The sequence below is a fragment of the Escherichia sp. MOD1-EC5495 genome (genome assembly GCF_002965965.1).
GTDB lineage: Bacteria > Pseudomonadota > Gammaproteobacteria > Enterobacterales > Enterobacteriaceae > Escherichia > Escherichia ruysiae.
In genome coordinates this window covers 1-14,386 of record NZ_PTRI01000029.1, presented here as the reverse complement: position 1 = coordinate 14,386, position 14,386 = coordinate 1, and the positions used below count along the sequence as shown (strand labels likewise).

The following is a 14,386-nucleotide window of genomic DNA, read 5'->3' as shown; positions in this document are numbered from 1 at the left end:
CACGCCCGCAGGCGTGGACTTCATCGTTATTACTTCGCAGGAATTTCTTTCAGTAGTTCAGTCAGAAGCCGCCAGTAGTGACCAACGCTTTCGATATGAACTTGTTCATCCGGAGAGTGTGGATCGGTGATAGTCGGCCCGATAGAAACCATGTCCATTTCCGGATACGGTTTTTTGAACAGACCACATTCCAGACCCGCGTGGATAATCTGGATGTTCGGCGTCTTGTTGAACAGACGCTGATAGGTTTCACGTACCAGATGCATCACCGGAGAGTTAGCATCCGGCTGCCAGCCAGGATATGCGCCTTTCGCTTCGGTTTTCGCGCCAGCCAGTTTACCCAGCGAATCCAGCATACTGACCACGTAGTCTTTACCGCTGTCGATCAGAGAACGGATCAGGCAGTGAATTTCTACGTTGTTGTCGGTCATGGTCACCACACCCACGTTCAGTGAGGTTTCAACCACGCCTTTTGCCACGTCGGAGTTGCGGATCACACCGTTCGGGGTGGCGTTCAGCAGACGAATAAAGGTATCGCGAGATTTAGCGGTCAACGCAGTTTTGTCGTTCGCTACTGAATCCAGCAGTAATGCCAGGTTTTTCTCTTTCTCTGCCAGCTCGTTTTTCAGGATCTCCTGATAGGTATTCACCAGCGATTTCAGTGCGTCGACTTTATCAGCTGCGACAGCAATGGTTGCAAAGGCTTCACGCGGGATGGCGTTACGCAGTGTGCCGCCGTTGAAATCGATAAGGCGCAGATCCAGTTCTTCCGCATGACCCGCCAGGAAACGCACCAGCAGTTTGTTCGCATTACCCAGGCCAACGTGGATTTCACCGCCAGAGTGACCACCTTTCAGACCTTTTAAGGTTAATTTAAAGGTTTCAAAACCTGCCGGAACTGTTTCACGGTCTAAATGCAGGTTGGAGGTGAAGTCGATACCCCCCGCACAACCCATGTAGATTTCACCTTCTTCTTCGGAGTCGGTGTTAATCAGAATATCTGCCTGTAACCAGTTGCTCTGTAAGCCGAACGCACCGTCCATACCGGCTTCTTCGGTCATGGTCAGCAGCACTTCCAGCGGGCCGTGTACTACGTTGTCATCGGCAAGCACCGCCAGCGCAGAGGCCATGCCAATGCCGTTATCTGCACCGAGCGTGGTGCCGCGTGCTTTAACCCATTCGCCATCAATATAAGGCTGGATAGGATCTTTGGTGAAGTCGTGCACGGTGTCGTTGTTTTTCTGCGGCACCATATCGAGGTGAGCTTGTAAGACGACCGGTTTACGATTTTCCATACCTGCGGTGGCAGGTTTACGAATCAGGATATTCCCCACTTGATCGCGTTCGACATGGAAACCTTTTTCTTTTGCCCAACCTACAATGTATTCAGCAAGCTGCTCTTCGTGGTAGGACGGGTGAGGAATAGAACAGATTTTGGCAAAAATATCCCACAGCGGCTGTGGAGATAATTGAGACAGTTCAGACACGTTAAGTCTCCTTGTCGATCACCCGCAAAACAGTATTGCAGGTCACAGGGTTAGCAGAAAATGTTGTCAGCACAAGTCAGGCTTGCGAGATATGTTTGAGAATACCACTTTATCCAGCGACAGGTAGTAGCAGTGCGCAAAAAGACGCGGACTTATGTGAAATACTGGTTTTTAGTGCGTCAGATCTCTATAATCTCGCGCAACCTATTTTCCCCTCGAACACTTTTTAAGCCGTAGATAAACAGGCTGGGACACTTCACATGAGCGAAAAATACATCGTCACCTGGGACATGTTGCAGATCCATGCACGTAAACTCGCAAGCCGACTGATGCCTTCTGAACAATGGAAAGGCATTATTGCCGTTAGCCGTGGCGGTCTGGTACCGGGTGCGTTACTGGCGCGTGAACTGGGTATTCGTCATGTCGATACCGTTTGTATTTCCAGCTACGATCACGATAACCAGCGCGAACTGAAAGTGCTGAAACGTGCAGAAGGCGACGGTGAAGGTTTCATCGTCATTGATGATCTGGTGGATACCGGTGGTACTGCGGTTGCGATTCGTGAAATGTATCCTAAAGCGCACTTTGTCACCATCTTCGCTAAACCGGCTGGTCGTCCACTGGTTGATGATTATGTTATTGATATCCCACAAGATACCTGGATTGAGCAACCGTGGGATATGGGTGTGGTATTCGTTCCGCCTATCTCTGGTCGCTAATCTTTTCAACGCCTGGCTTTGCCGGGCGTTGTTCTTTTTAACTGCAGGCGAGTTACAATAGCTTCCAGTAAGTATTCCTGGAGGTTGCATTCATGACACAGGCAAACCTGAGCGAAACCCTGTTCAAACCCCGCTTTAAACACCCTGAAACCTCGACGCTTGTCCGCCGTTTTAATCACGGTGCACAACCGCCTGTGCAGTCGGCTCTTGATGGCAAAACTATTCCCCACTGGTATCGCATGATTAACCGCCTGATGTGGATCTGGCGCGGCGTTGATCCGCGTGAAATCCTCGACGTCCAGGCGCGTATTGTGATGAGCGATGCCGAACGCACCGACAATGATTTGTACGATACGGTGATTGGTTACCGTGGCGGTAACTGGATTTATGAGTGGGCCACCCAGGCGATGTTGTGGCAACAGAAAGCGTGCGCGGAAGAAAATCCACAAGTCAGCGGTCGTTACTGGCTGCACGCAGCGACGTTGTACAATATTGCTGCCTATCCACACCTGAAGGGTGATGATCTGGCAGAACAGGCTCAGACGTTATCAAACCGCGCTTATGAAGAAGCGGCGCAACGTCTGCCAGGAACGATGCGGCAAATGGAATTCACTGTGCCAGGGGGCGCGCCCATCACCGGGTTTCTCCATATGCCAAAAGGCGATGGTCCGTTCCCGACAGTATTAATGTGTGGTGGTCTGGATGCGATGCAAACGGACTATTACTCCCTTTATGAGCGTTATTTTGCGCCGCGCGGCATTGCGATGTTGACTATCGATATGCCTTCGGTTGGTTTTTCTTCAAAATGGAAACTCACCCAGGATTCCAGCCTTCTGCATCAGCATGTGTTAAAGGCTCTGCCTAACGTGCCGTGGGTAGATCACACACGCGTTGCGGCCTTTGGTTTCCGTTTTGGTGCTAACGTCGCTGTACGTCTGGCTTACCTTGAATCGCCGCGTCTGAAAGCTGTGGCCTGTTTAGGTCCAGTGGTTCACACCTTGCTGAGTGATTTTAATTGCCAACAACAGGTGCCGGAAATGTATCTTGACGTTCTGGCGAGTCGTTTAGGGATGCACGATGCTTCCGATGAAGCGTTACGTGTAGAGCTGAATCGCTATTCATTGAAAGTGCAAGGGTTGCTGGGACGTCGCTGCCCAACGCCAATGTTATCAGGCTTCTGGAAGAACGATCCGTTCAGCCCGGAAGAGGATTCACGATTAATCACTTCGTCATCTGCTGACGGTAAATTGTTAGAAATTCCATTCAATCCTGTGTATCGGAATTTTGACAAAGCACTCCAGGAAATTACCAACTGGCTCGAAAAGCGATTGTGTTAAAAATTTGCTAAATTTTGTCAATTTGGTAAAACAGTTGCTTCACAACAGGAGATCGCAATGACGTTACCGAGTGGACACCCGAAAAGCAGATTGATCAAAAAATTTACCGCACTAGGCCCGTATATTCGTGAAGGTAAGTGCGAAGATAATCGATTCTTTTTCGATTGTCTGGCTGTATGCGTCAATGTGAAGCCGGCACCGGAAGTGCGTGAGTTCTGGGGCTGGTGGATGGAACTGGAAGCGCAGGAATCCCGTTTTACCTACAGTTACCAGTTTGGTCTGTTCGATAAAGCAGGCGACTGGACGCATGTTCAGGTAAAAGATGCGGAAGTGGTTGAGCGGCTGGAGCACACCCTGCGCGAGTTTCATGAAAAGCTGCGTGAACTGCTGGCGACGCTGAATCTGAAGCTGGAACCGGCGGATGATTTTCGTGATGAGCCGGTGAAGTTAACGGCGTGAGTGAAAAGTGCCGGATGCGATGTTTGAGCATCTCTTCCGGCCTGAAATAGTGGTTTTCGTAGGCCGGATAAGGCGTTCACGCCGCATCCGGCAATATTATTAAAACTGATATGTCATCCCAACCGCGACAATATCATCATTATTAATATTCAACTTATTATCGCTATCCAGTTGGTTGATTTTATAATCAACAAACGCTGACATGTTTTTGTTGAAATAATACGTGGCACCGACATCAATATAATTGACCAGATCCTCATCACCGATACCTTCAATATCTTTTCCTTTCGATAGCACATAACCTAAAGATGGACGCAGACCAAAGTCGAATTGGTATTGCGCGACCGCTTCAAAATTCTGTGTCTTATTAGCAAAACCGCCAGAAATTGGCGTCATTTTACGCGTTTCAGAATAGATGGTTGCCAGGTAAATATTATTGGCATCGTATTTAAGACCCGTTGCCCACGCTTCGGCGCGTTTGCCCGTACCACGGCTTTGCAGGTTCTGCTCGTTGGTGCGATCAGAGTTGGTATAGGCTCCACTGATAGCGAAATCGCTGCCGCCAAAGTCATACGTCAGTGAAGTACCAAACCCATCGCCGTTCTGCTTTTTAACATCGCGGTTTTCGTTTTTCCCTTGATATTGCAGGGTTAAGTTCAGGCCATCAATAACACCGAAGAAGTCGGTGTTCCGATACGTCGCCAGTCCGCTGGCGCGTTTGGTCATAAAGTTGTCGGTCTGCGCCGAGGAGTCGCCACCAAATTCCGGGAACATATCGGTCCAGGCTTCGACGTCATACAGCGCGCCCAGGTTACGTCCATAATCGAAAGAACCTAAATCCTTATATTTCAACCCGGCAAAAGCGAGACGTGTTTTTTGCTGTGCGGTATCACTCTCCGCTTTATTTCCGGCAAACTCCGCTTCCCACCGACCATAACCGGTCAGTTGATCATTAATTTGTGTTTCACCTTTAAAACCAAAACGGATATAACTCTGGTCGCCATCTTTACTGTCATTATCACTCATATAATGCATGGCTTTAACTTTGCCATAGACATCCAGTTTATTACCGTCTTTGTTATATATTTCTGCGGCCTGTACGGATGCAGATGCCACAATACCCATCACCACTAATGCCAGAGTGCTCTTTTTCATTTTCATTCCTGATTTTAATTAACGCGCGAATATTCAGCGGGAGAGACCCGTTCAAAACAGGAAAGTTTTTAACCTGAGATTGTTAAAGATATATTACAGATTAATAATATTCTTAAAATGTGGTAATTTATTAAATCTGTAATAAAAACGTAAACAACTGCCGCTACGCTTGCTGATCCCGCGCAACAAAACGCTATGCTTTGCTCGCAGATGGTTGGCAACCGGCGACAGTCCTGCTAAAACGTTCGTTTGATATCATTTTTCCTAAAATTGAATGGCAGAGAATCATGAGTGACAGCCAGACGCTGGTGGTAAAACTCGGCACCAGTGTGCTAACAGGCGGATCGCGCCGTCTGAACCGTGCCCATATCGTAGAACTTGTTCGCCAGTGCGCGCAGTTACATGCCGCCGGGCATCGGATAGTCATTGTGACGTCGGGCGCGATTGCCGCCGGACGTGAGCACCTGGGTTACCCGGAACTGCCGGCGACTATCGCCTCGAAGCAACTATTGGCGGCGGTAGGGCAGAGTCGACTGATTCAACTGTGGGAACAACTCTTTGCAATTTACGGCATTCACGTCGGGCAGATGCTGCTGACCCGTGCCGATATGGAAGACCGTGAACGCTTCCTGAACGCCCGCGATACGCTGCGTGCGCTGCTCGATAACAACATTGTTCCGGTAATTAATGAGAATGATGCTGTTGCTACGGCGGAGATTAAAGTCGGCGATAACGACAACCTTTCTGCGCTGGCGGCGATTCTGGCGGGTGCCGATAAACTGTTGCTGCTGACCGATCAAAAAGGTTTGTATACCGCTGACCCGCGCAACAATCCGCAGGCAGAACTGATTAAAGATGTTTACGGCATTGATGACGCACTGCGGGCGATTGCCGGTGACAGCGTTTCAGGTCTCGGAACCGGCGGTATGGGCACCAAATTGCAGGCCGCTGACGTGGCTTGCCGTGCGGGGATCGACACTATTATTGCCGCAGGTAACAAGCCGGGCGTCATTGGTGATGCGATGGAAGGTATTTCTGTCGGTACGCTGTTCCATGCCCAGGCAACGCCTTTAGAAAATCGTAAACGCTGGATTTTCGGCGCGCCACCGGCGGGTGAAATTACTGTAGATGAAGGGGCGACCGCCGCCATTCTTGAACGCGGCAGCTCCCTGTTGCCGAAAGGTATTAAAAGCGTGAGCGGCAACTTCTCGCGTGGTGAAGTCATTCGTATTTGCAACCTCGAAGGTCGCGATATTGCTCATGGCGTCAGCCGTTACAACAGCGATGCATTGCGTCGCATTGCCGGACACCACTCGCAAGAAATTGATGCAATACTGGGATATGAATATGGCCCGGTTGCCGTTCACCGTGATGACATGATTACCCGTTAAGGAGCAGGCCGATGCTGGAACAAATGGGCATTGCCGCGAAGCAAGCCTCGTATAAATTAGCGCAACTCTCCAGCCGCGAAAAAAATCGCGTGCTGGAAAAGATCGCCGATGAACTGGAAGCACAAAGCGAAAGCATCCTCAACGCTAATGCCCAGGATGTTGCTGACGCGCGTGCCAATGGCCTTAGCGAAGCGATGCTTGACCGTCTGGCACTGACGCCCGCACGGCTGAAAGGCATTGCCGACGATGTGCGCCAGGTGTGTAATCTCGCCGATCCGGTGGGGCAGGTGATTGATGGTGGTGTGCTGGATAGCGGTTTGCGTCTGGAGCGTCGTCGCGTGCCGTTGGGGGTGATTGGCGTAATTTATGAAGCGCGCCCGAACGTGACGGTTGATGTCGCTTCCCTGTGCCTGAAAACCGGTAACGCGGTGATCCTGCGCGGTGGTAAAGAAACCTGTCGCACCAACGCTGCAACGGTGGCGGTGATTCAGGACGCCCTGCAATCCTGCGGTTTACCGGCAGGTGCTGTACAGGCGATTGATAATCCGGATCGCGCGTTGGTCAGTGAAATGCTACGCATGGATAAATACATCGACATGCTGATCCCTCGCGGCGGGGCTGGTTTGCATAAACTGTGCCGCGAACAGTCGACAATTCCGGTGATCACGGGCGGTATTGGCGTCTGCCATATTTACGTTGATGAAAGTGCAGAGATCGCTGAAGCCCTGAAAGTAATCGTCAACGCGAAAACTCAGCGCCCGAGTACGTGTAATACGGTAGAAACGTTGCTGGTGAATAAAAACATCGCTGATAGCTTCCTGCCTGCATTAAGCAAGCAAATGGCGGAAAGTGGCGTGACATTACACGCTGATGCAGTTGCATTAGCACAGTTGCAAGCAGGCCCCGCGAAGGCGGTGGCTGTTAAAGCCGAAGAGTACGACGATGAGTTTCTGTCATTAGATTTGAACGTCAAAATCGTCAGCGATCTGGACGATGCCATCGCGCATATTCGTGAACACGGCACGCAACACTCCGATGCGATCCTGACGCGTGATATGCGCAACGCCCAGCGTTTTGTTAACGAAGTGGATTCCTCCGCTGTTTACGTTAACGCTTCAACCCGTTTTACCGACGGCGGCCAGTTTGGTCTGGGGGCGGAAGTCGCGGTAAGCACACAAAAACTCCACGCGCGCGGCCCAATGGGGCTGGAAGCACTGACCACTTACAAGTGGATCGGCATTGGTGATTACACCGTTCGTGCGTAAATAAAACCGGGTGATGCAAAAGTAGCCGTTTGATTCACAAGGCCATTGACGCATCGCCCGGTTAGTTTTAACCTTGTCCACCGTGATTCACGTTCGTGAACATGTCCTTTCAGGGCCGATATAGCTCAGTTGGTAGAGCAGCGCATTCGTAATGCGAAGGTCGTAGGTTCGACTCCTATTATCGGCACCATCAAGAAAATCAATAACTTAGCTTAACTTCTCTAAGAAATTGTATCTTCTGTTATCACTTACAAACGCCTATACGTTGTTATGGGCTTTGGTAGTGTAACACGTATGGGCGAGTAGTTCCCAGGCTCAACCTCGTAACAAGTTCCTTTGAAGCTGGAAGACGTGCCACCGTCTCTAAACCTTCTACCAAAACTCTTAGCAAGATGTTCCACACCTGGCGCGGTGTCCAATGATGCTACACGTCGTGAGACGTTGCAGAGGATAAACAGGCTAAATGATGGGAAGAGTTTTAAGTGCAATAGTGGATTAAAGCCCACCTCTTCAAAACCTAACTTGATCGGGAAAGAATCAAGCTCTAGCACGGTTTCGTCCACCGGAGTACAACGGGTGCCTGATAAGAGAAGAACTGCTAAGACTTCATAGCTTTTGTGAAAAAGCCCTTTTTAGTGGATACGCCTACGGCGCTTATTTTTTGGTATAACCATCAAAGGCGCTTTATGGCTCCTATTGTCTTGAAAATGTATCTTTACTTGTATTGTGTTTTATGCGTAGTCTCCCTGTGTAGTATGTAACTTGTTAATTTTCATATGAATACAGAGGCACACGATGAAAAACATTGCAGCTATCAAACGTAATAACCGCAAGATTCACGCTCGTAAGTTCCTGTCTACGCCAGAGGGAAAAGCCTGGCTAGAACGTAAACAGCGAGAGAACGAAGAAAGAAAACTCCTTAGTGAGTTGAAATGGCTTAAGGATTGAATCACCAGTAGGCGCATAACACATCCAGCGATCAAAGATGTGTTTATGCACCTGATAGTGAAATTATTAAAGTCGTTTAGTTAACATCGCCATTGCTTGAGCAATAATTGCAACAGCGTCCATCTCTTCACTGGAAGCGATGCAAATGCGGTAACTAATAGCCACAACGAATACATCAATAACGAGAAAGTGAATAGTGTGAAGATGTTTTGAAAGTAAATGCATAACTTCCTCCGGTTTGTAGATAGGAGGATTAGAACACGCATTAAATGATGTTGCAACAATGGCAATTTAACCTAATAGTCTACTATTCACCTCAATCTACGTCAACCAATATTTGATGTAGATTTAATTTTCTTTTAAAAACAATATGTTGCTATTTGTTGGGTTTTGGAGTTAGGTTGTTTTTTGGACGTTTCCATCAAGTGTAAAGATACGTCTAGCCTTCATAGTGAGTTCAGTTACTGTCTTTTTCTCTGAAATCGGCGCAAACGTGATCATCGCTTGAGGTTGCTGCTCTTACTTCTCAAATTGTGATGGAGAACGATAAAGGTTAGAGGGCACTTTTATTTTTTTAAGCAAGTGTATAGCATAAGAATAATCTAAAAAGGGAGGTTATATGCGCAGGTCTGCATTTGTGAGGATGATGATTTTTACAACGTTGTTTGTAGGGGGAGCTTCTACCGCAGTTGCTAAAAACTGCAAAAAAGGAATACCTTGTGGTAACTCGTGTATAGCTGTTGGTAAGACGTGCCGGATTGGCTCTTATGCCCCTTCATCTTATAAAAATCATTCATACTCTTATCCTTCATCCTCTATTCGAAGCTCGCAATCAAATAATTCACGAAAAACTGAAGGAGTGAAAACGACTCCTGCTGCCAAAAATTATCTTTGCCAATACTCTATTGCATCAATCGAAAACGGACGTTTAGGGGCATTACGTGTTCAGGGATACGCACAAGTAACTTTATATGCAGATAGCTTCAAGGCTAACAGATTAAATGGAACATATTTGATATCGCCAAAACTGTATGCTAACGGCAAGTTTATGATGGCAGATGATAAAAGCAAGGTTTATGCTTATGATTCTTGGCTATTAAATTTTGCAATAAGCGATCGTATCACAAGAACGACAGAACAATGGGATCGATGTAAGCTCAATCAAAAATAACAGTTAGAGAAGCTCTTGTAGAGGCATTATTGAGTTATTGGTTTTAATATTTTTGTGCCTCTATGGGCTTTTTTTGCCTTTTTGCAATGTAGGAGAGAGCACAGGAATCGTTAAAATTAATTATTGGGGTATTTAAGGTTATTTTCAGGTGATTTAAGGGTATTAAACTTGATTTAATTGGTTAAAATATAAACAGATAGCTCTGTATCTTATTGATTTATAAGGTTATTTTTAAATAAAGGTAAATAAAAAATAAATAGCTATAAATACATCTTAATACCTATATCCCTTCCCTTATGGCTAGATTGCGAGAGGTGCTTAACGCGATTTTCAGCGCCCCCCGATCTGGAAAATCCAGAATCCCCAAATATCAGCAAGGAATTTCTTGCACAATCAACATCGTTTTTACCTATTAAATCATTACACAGAAAGCCTTTCTGTAATGCCTCTCACTAAACTTTCACTAAACACGAGAATGATCGGTTTTATGTCGGATCTGATGCTAGAAACAGCACCACGTCTCACAAGGGCTGTAAGCGATGAAACCAGTGTTTATGCGGGTGCGGGTCAAAATATAGGCCAAAATCCATTTAACATAATAATCGTAATATGCACTAAGGAACACATAGAACGCCTTGAATTGATGTATCAGGGGAAAAGTGATGGATTTTTTACGTAGGAGCACGAGAGGGCTTCTGTTGACTTTTGTATGCTATGAAATATAATTAAAGGTTTTTTGTTTTTATCGTGTGATGTAGTGGATTACACAGGGGGATAGATTAAATGGTGTTCTGTTTATACAGGTTTATTTGTTAGATCAACAATTTGGCATTTCTAAACAGATGTTTGAACGTTGCCAAATGTCTTGACAACACAAGAAAAGGGCTTGCTATGCCACGCATTACACGAAATAAGGCTGTAAAAACAAAATAAATTTTAAAATTTGCACAAACGAGAAAACTCATTAAGAAACAAGCAGAACAATTTTTAGCCAACAATTTCTGATGGTGCTCTGTAAGCCGCACTACACAAGGCTTTGCGAAAGTGATGTAAAAGTGAAGAAAGTAAGAATTGCACTTTTTAAGCTGCTTTTTCATTGAATTTTTAGTATGGAATTACACAGGGAATAGAGAGCATTATTCTATGATTTACACAGGGAATATAGGGGGATTATGGCACACACATAGAAAGGCATTACACAGAGTGAGTGCTATGTGACAAATGGATGTAACGGTAGCTCACAGTGAACTAGGGGTAGGTCATAGTGAACTAGGGGGTAGGTCATAGTGAGCTAGGGGGTAGGTCACTGTGAACTACAATAAGACTATTAATAAAACTATATTAGATTATTAATTAGATCATAATAATAATATTCTTTATATCTATATATATATGATCTTTTTGCCTTCCGGCGTTAGCTTCACTCTCTGGCAAGCAGCCTTACTCCGCTACCTTTCGGGCTACGTTGGCTGGCCCGTTCCGCTCACACCGAAAGCAAAGCGTTACTTTCTTCGTGTAACTATCGTTGGCGGTAACGCCCACGAAGAAATACTATTGCGCTGTGCGCAGTAAGAGTAATCACCTAACCAATCATACTGATTGCTTACGTGTTAACTCTATCTCTCTAACTCTTAATTCCACTTCTACATTCTGTAGTTGTGTAATTACTCGAAGAGAGAGCGGCTAAAGCTCAATTACACTCTGCTTTCCTCGTGTAATTTCACTAAGCCTCAATACAATTCCACTTCCTACATTCTGTAGTCGTGTAATTGTTTTCGGTGGAAAAGCCAGAGGCGACACCGAAAGAGAATTCTGATCTTATTAATCTTATCTATCTTAGTTATCTTACTTATCTTACTTACTTTATCTACTTTATTATTAATAATAGCTTTATAAGCTCTGTGTAGCTCTTTGACGCAAGAAACAGCATTCAGGAAGGGAATCACCTTAGAAAAGTGTTCTTTGCGTCATAATGTGTTTTATGAAGGATTCAGAGGTGTTTCATAACACAAGGTATAGAGGATACTTTAATTAATTAAAAATAAGGGGTCTAAATGCTTCTCTAACAGCATTAAGCAGGGTAGGGAATGGAAACGCATTGCCTACATATATAAACTCACTACAGGGCTTTACAGAGCGTTTTATAAAGTGACTCTCTATCTTATATCTACAATCACCTTTTCATATACCTAACAAATACAAAATAAGCCCCTTAAATAAGCCTCTGGCGAGCTAAACAGCCATTACATAAGGGAATGTATTGCTTTTATCAAAATCTCGTTAGAACGCGTTTTAGAGCGTTTTAGACAATAAGGAAGAATAGCACTACACAGAAGAGCACGAATTGTTAAGCAAAATTATAACATGCTGAAAAAGATCGATTTTTTTCGAAAAGGGTATTGACAAATGTTTCTTTATATGTAATAATAGGTATTAGAGGGACAGAAAACATTCTTCTCTAAATAATCAAAATCAATGCACTTTGAAGCCGTCAGGCTTGCAAGGTGTTTTTTCTTTTAACTGAATAAGGAGTTTTTATGAAATGGTTTACACCGGGGCACGTCATCTCGGCATTTAAAAAAGGTGAGCTAACACGCCACCAAATAGTAATGAATCGTAATATGGCAAGGAGTCGAGGTTATCCAGAGCGAGCTGCTTGCTTCAATGAAGCACTTAAGATTATTGATGAATTAAGAAAAAATGAAAAAGAATCTGAAACAGAGTAAAGAAGAGAAGGAGAAAACTATGAGCGAAACTACAGAAAAGAAAAGACAACCACGCACTTGCTTTCATATTCCTGATGAAGTATTTCAGGTGTTATTTAAAGAAGCCAGAAGTAGACGTATCACTGTCACAGATTACATTCTTGATATGTTGAAAAGAGAGGCTGAAACACTCTCAAATAAAAGCAAGTGATTTTTATCACCATAGTAGCGCCATAGAGCGTGATTACATCAAGGAGATTTTTAATGATTAACCAACTAACTTTTACAAAACACTATGACACGTTTGATAATGTATCAAAGATTTATTCTGATAAATTCCCTCAAGGAAAAGATTTAGATTTATTACATATTGTGCTTTATTTTCGATTCCTTAGTTATCAGGAAAACAACCTTAATTGTTATGAAAGTCACGAAACATTAGCTAAGATTTTTAAGTCTTCAGCGTCAACAATTAAACGTAAGATAAACGATCTTAAAGAGATGGGATTATTAGAAACATCCCCACATCCTGATCCGTATATTTCATCTTTGATTTACAATGCTCTCCCTCTCACAGATGCACATATTACTCCCCCAGGAGAATCATCACTCTCTGATCTTTCTGAGGCAGAAGAAGCACAGGAACAACCTAAAGGCCATAAACAGCCTTCTTTTGATGCTCTTGATGATTGGGATGCGCCTTTGCCGTGGGAGATGGAAGAAACACCTGTTTCATCAAGTGAAAAGGTAGCTAATGATAATGAGGAGGATGTGTTAAAGAATTTTGCCTCTCTTATTATCAAGCAGAAGAATACTAGAACAGGAGGAGCATCATTTATAGAATTTGCAACATCGTTAGCCTATAAGCACAGGTTAAAGCTACCAAATGGTATTGAGGCATATTTTTCTAAGAATTACCCAAATGTGTATGATGACTTTGATATTCCATTTTAATAAGGAGGGTTATGATTCAATATTTAGTAAAAAATCAAGTAGACAGAATTCAGTGTAATGACACAGGAAAACGCATCTACGAAACACTTGCTTACCTCTATAAAGGAAAGCCAACACCGCTAAAATATAGCGATGTGTTACACCGAGCAGCTTGCTCTGAAGCTGGTTTAAAATTCTGGCTGAAACAGCTATCAAACTTCGGTGTTATAGAGATTAAAGAATTATCTTTCTCTACATTCAATCTCAAAAGACTAAATAGAGAAATAGACTTCATCTATTCCACTCTCTAAAATCTCTCTATGTAATTAAAATATAAAAGGAAAACATTATTATGATAGTAGCTATGTATTGGTTATTGTTCTTTCTCACGTTAGAAACATATTTCGGGGTGTTTTCCTTTAAAAGAAAAGGAAAAGTAAATAATGGCAAAAAGAAAAAACAACGTTGTTAAGAAGATCGGTGATTCAGCTTCTCTTCTAAGTAAACCTAAATCTATTCTAAGACGCAAAGACTTTAAAGAGCTAGTTACGCTCTCCAAGCAAAATAGCGCCCCTGGCGAATGGAAAACAGAGATCATAGAACATTCTCCCTCTGTGCCTTGTGGAGATGAATTTAACGCCTTGCAAGAAATCTTATCTTCAACACCTGGCGTATTCTGGAAACCTAGAAAAAGAAAAGAGTATATTGTTGATAGCTCTGATTTACGCAAATACCAGATTTTAGGATTTGAAGATTATAATTAGACTGGCCCCCTGAATCTCCAGACAACCAATATCACTTAAATAAGTGATAGTC

Annotated in this window: 14 protein-coding genes, 1 tRNA gene and 1 pseudogene; 13 read left to right on the top strand and 3 right to left on the bottom strand. The window is 44.4% G+C overall.

Going from position 1 to position 14,386, the window contains the following annotated elements; genetic code table 11:
- Positions 1–29: 29 nt before the first annotated feature.
- The gene (pepD, locus tag BEG40_RS19245; protein WP_105285959.1) at positions 30–1,487 is read right to left on the bottom strand and encodes a cytosol nonspecific dipeptidase; all 1,458 of its coding nucleotides are present in this window, start codon (positions 1,485–1,487) and stop codon (positions 30–32) included.
- Between the two features lie 260 nt (positions 1,488–1,747).
- On the opposite strand from pepD, the gene gpt reads away from it, so the two are divergent.
- From gpt to crl, 3 genes are all read left to right on the top strand, one after another.
- On the top strand, positions 1,748–2,206 hold the full coding sequence (gene gpt, locus BEG40_RS19240) for a xanthine phosphoribosyltransferase (protein WP_001291989.1): 459 nt from the start codon (positions 1,748–1,750) through the stop codon (positions 2,204–2,206).
- 92 nt (positions 2,207–2,298) lie between these two features.
- The gene (gene frsA, locus BEG40_RS19235; RefSeq protein ID WP_000189561.1) at positions 2,299–3,543 is read left to right on the top strand and encodes an esterase FrsA; all 1,245 of its coding nucleotides are present in this window, start codon (positions 2,299–2,301) and stop codon (positions 3,541–3,543) included.
- Positions 3,544–3,600: 57 nt separating this feature from the next.
- Positions 3,601–4,002, top strand: coding sequence for a sigma factor-binding protein Crl (crl, locus tag BEG40_RS19230; RefSeq protein WP_000174679.1), 402 nt, complete (start codon positions 3,601–3,603; stop codon positions 4,000–4,002).
- Positions 4,003–4,101: 99 nt separating this feature from the next.
- Here the strand turns inward: crl and phoE are convergent, their stop codons facing one another.
- A complete protein-coding gene (gene phoE / locus BEG40_RS19225) occupies positions 4,102–5,157 on the bottom strand; it encodes a phosphoporin PhoE (protein ID WP_105285958.1) in 1,056 nt (351 codons plus the stop codon).
- A gap of 287 nt (positions 5,158–5,444) precedes the next feature.
- On the opposite strand from phoE, the gene proB reads away from it, so the two are divergent.
- The 4 genes from proB (at position 5,445) to BEG40_RS21955 (ending at position 8,761) form a co-directional block, all read left to right on the top strand.
- A complete protein-coding gene (gene proB / locus BEG40_RS19220) occupies positions 5,445–6,548 on the top strand; it encodes a glutamate 5-kinase (RefSeq protein WP_001285269.1) in 1,104 nt (367 codons plus the stop codon).
- An 11-nt stretch (positions 6,549–6,559) separates the two neighbouring features.
- The gene (gene proA, locus BEG40_RS19215) at positions 6,560–7,813 is read left to right on the top strand and encodes a glutamate-5-semialdehyde dehydrogenase (protein ID WP_016159289.1); all 1,254 of its coding nucleotides are present in this window, start codon (positions 6,560–6,562) and stop codon (positions 7,811–7,813) included.
- Between the two features lie 114 nt (positions 7,814–7,927).
- Positions 7,928–8,003: transfer RNA gene (locus BEG40_RS19210), tRNA-Thr, on the top strand.
- Between the two features lie 605 nt (positions 8,004–8,608).
- Entirely contained in the window at positions 8,609–8,761 is a 153-nt protein-coding gene (locus BEG40_RS21955; protein ID WP_000788776.1) for a hypothetical protein, read from the top strand.
- A gap of 66 nt (positions 8,762–8,827) precedes the next feature.
- Here the strand turns inward: BEG40_RS21955 and BEG40_RS21950 are convergent, their stop codons facing one another.
- Entirely contained in the window at positions 8,828–8,986 is a 159-nt protein-coding gene (locus BEG40_RS21950) for a hypothetical protein (protein ID WP_000550450.1), read from the bottom strand.
- 394 nt (positions 8,987–9,380) lie between these two features.
- On the opposite strand from BEG40_RS21950, the gene BEG40_RS22190 reads away from it, so the two are divergent.
- The 6 genes and pseudogenes from BEG40_RS22190 to BEG40_RS19175 all read left to right on the top strand — a co-directional run.
- Positions 9,381–9,932, top strand: coding sequence for a hypothetical protein (locus BEG40_RS22190; protein ID WP_164722933.1), 552 nt, complete (start codon positions 9,381–9,383; stop codon positions 9,930–9,932).
- Positions 9,933–12,469: 2,537 nt separating this feature from the next.
- Positions 12,470–12,658 (top strand): hypothetical protein, encoded by a 189-nt coding sequence (locus BEG40_RS19190; RefSeq protein ID WP_097290778.1) that lies wholly within the window; start codon positions 12,470–12,472, stop codon positions 12,656–12,658.
- A 19-nt stretch (positions 12,659–12,677) separates the two neighbouring features.
- Positions 12,678–12,848, top strand: a complete 171-nt coding sequence (locus tag BEG40_RS21945) for a hypothetical protein (protein WP_000005469.1) — start codon at positions 12,678–12,680, stop codon at positions 12,846–12,848.
- Between the two features lie 53 nt (positions 12,849–12,901).
- Complete coding sequence (locus BEG40_RS19185) at positions 12,902–13,591, top strand: helix-turn-helix domain-containing protein (RefSeq protein ID WP_097290777.1); 690 nt, start codon at positions 12,902–12,904, stop codon at positions 13,589–13,591.
- Between the two features lie 11 nt (positions 13,592–13,602).
- Complete coding sequence (locus BEG40_RS19180; protein WP_097290776.1) at positions 13,603–13,881, top strand: hypothetical protein; 279 nt, start codon at positions 13,603–13,605, stop codon at positions 13,879–13,881.
- Between the two features lie 132 nt (positions 13,882–14,013).
- Positions 14,014–14,331 (top strand): annotated as a pseudogene (locus tag BEG40_RS19175) (hypothetical protein); the annotation flags it as partial.
- Positions 14,332–14,386 lie beyond the last annotated feature (55 nt).

Excerpts from the sequence above, each read along its gene's own strand:
- BEG40_RS19190 (WP_097290778.1), top strand. The coding sequence starts at position 12,470 with ATGAAATGGTTTACACCGGGGCACGTCATCTCGGCATTTAAAAAAGGT.
- proA (WP_016159289.1), top strand. The coding sequence starts at position 6,560 with ATGCTGGAACAAATGGGCATTGCCGCGAAGCAAGCCTCGTATAAATTA.
- BEG40_RS19180 (WP_097290776.1), top strand. The coding sequence starts at position 13,603 with ATGATTCAATATTTAGTAAAAAATCAAGTAGACAGAATTCAGTGTAAT.
- crl (WP_000174679.1), top strand. The coding sequence starts at position 3,601 with ATGACGTTACCGAGTGGACACCCGAAAAGCAGATTGATCAAAAAATTT.
- proB (WP_001285269.1), top strand. The coding sequence starts at position 5,445 with ATGAGTGACAGCCAGACGCTGGTGGTAAAACTCGGCACCAGTGTGCTA.
- frsA (WP_000189561.1), top strand. The coding sequence starts at position 2,299 with ATGACACAGGCAAACCTGAGCGAAACCCTGTTCAAACCCCGCTTTAAA.
- BEG40_RS19185 (WP_097290777.1), top strand. The coding sequence starts at position 12,902 with ATGATTAACCAACTAACTTTTACAAAACACTATGACACGTTTGATAAT.
- gpt (WP_001291989.1), top strand. The coding sequence starts at position 1,748 with ATGAGCGAAAAATACATCGTCACCTGGGACATGTTGCAGATCCATGCA.
- BEG40_RS21955 (WP_000788776.1), top strand. The coding sequence starts at position 8,609 with ATGAAAAACATTGCAGCTATCAAACGTAATAACCGCAAGATTCACGCT.
- BEG40_RS21945 (WP_000005469.1), top strand. The coding sequence starts at position 12,678 with ATGAGCGAAACTACAGAAAAGAAAAGACAACCACGCACTTGCTTTCAT.
- phoE (WP_105285958.1), bottom strand. The coding sequence starts at position 5,157 with ATGAAAAAGAGCACTCTGGCATTAGTGGTGATGGGTATTGTGGCATCT.
- BEG40_RS21950 (WP_000550450.1), bottom strand. The coding sequence starts at position 8,986 with ATGCATTTACTTTCAAAACATCTTCACACTATTCACTTTCTCGTTATT.
- BEG40_RS22190 (WP_164722933.1), top strand. The coding sequence starts at position 9,381 with ATGCGCAGGTCTGCATTTGTGAGGATGATGATTTTTACAACGTTGTTT.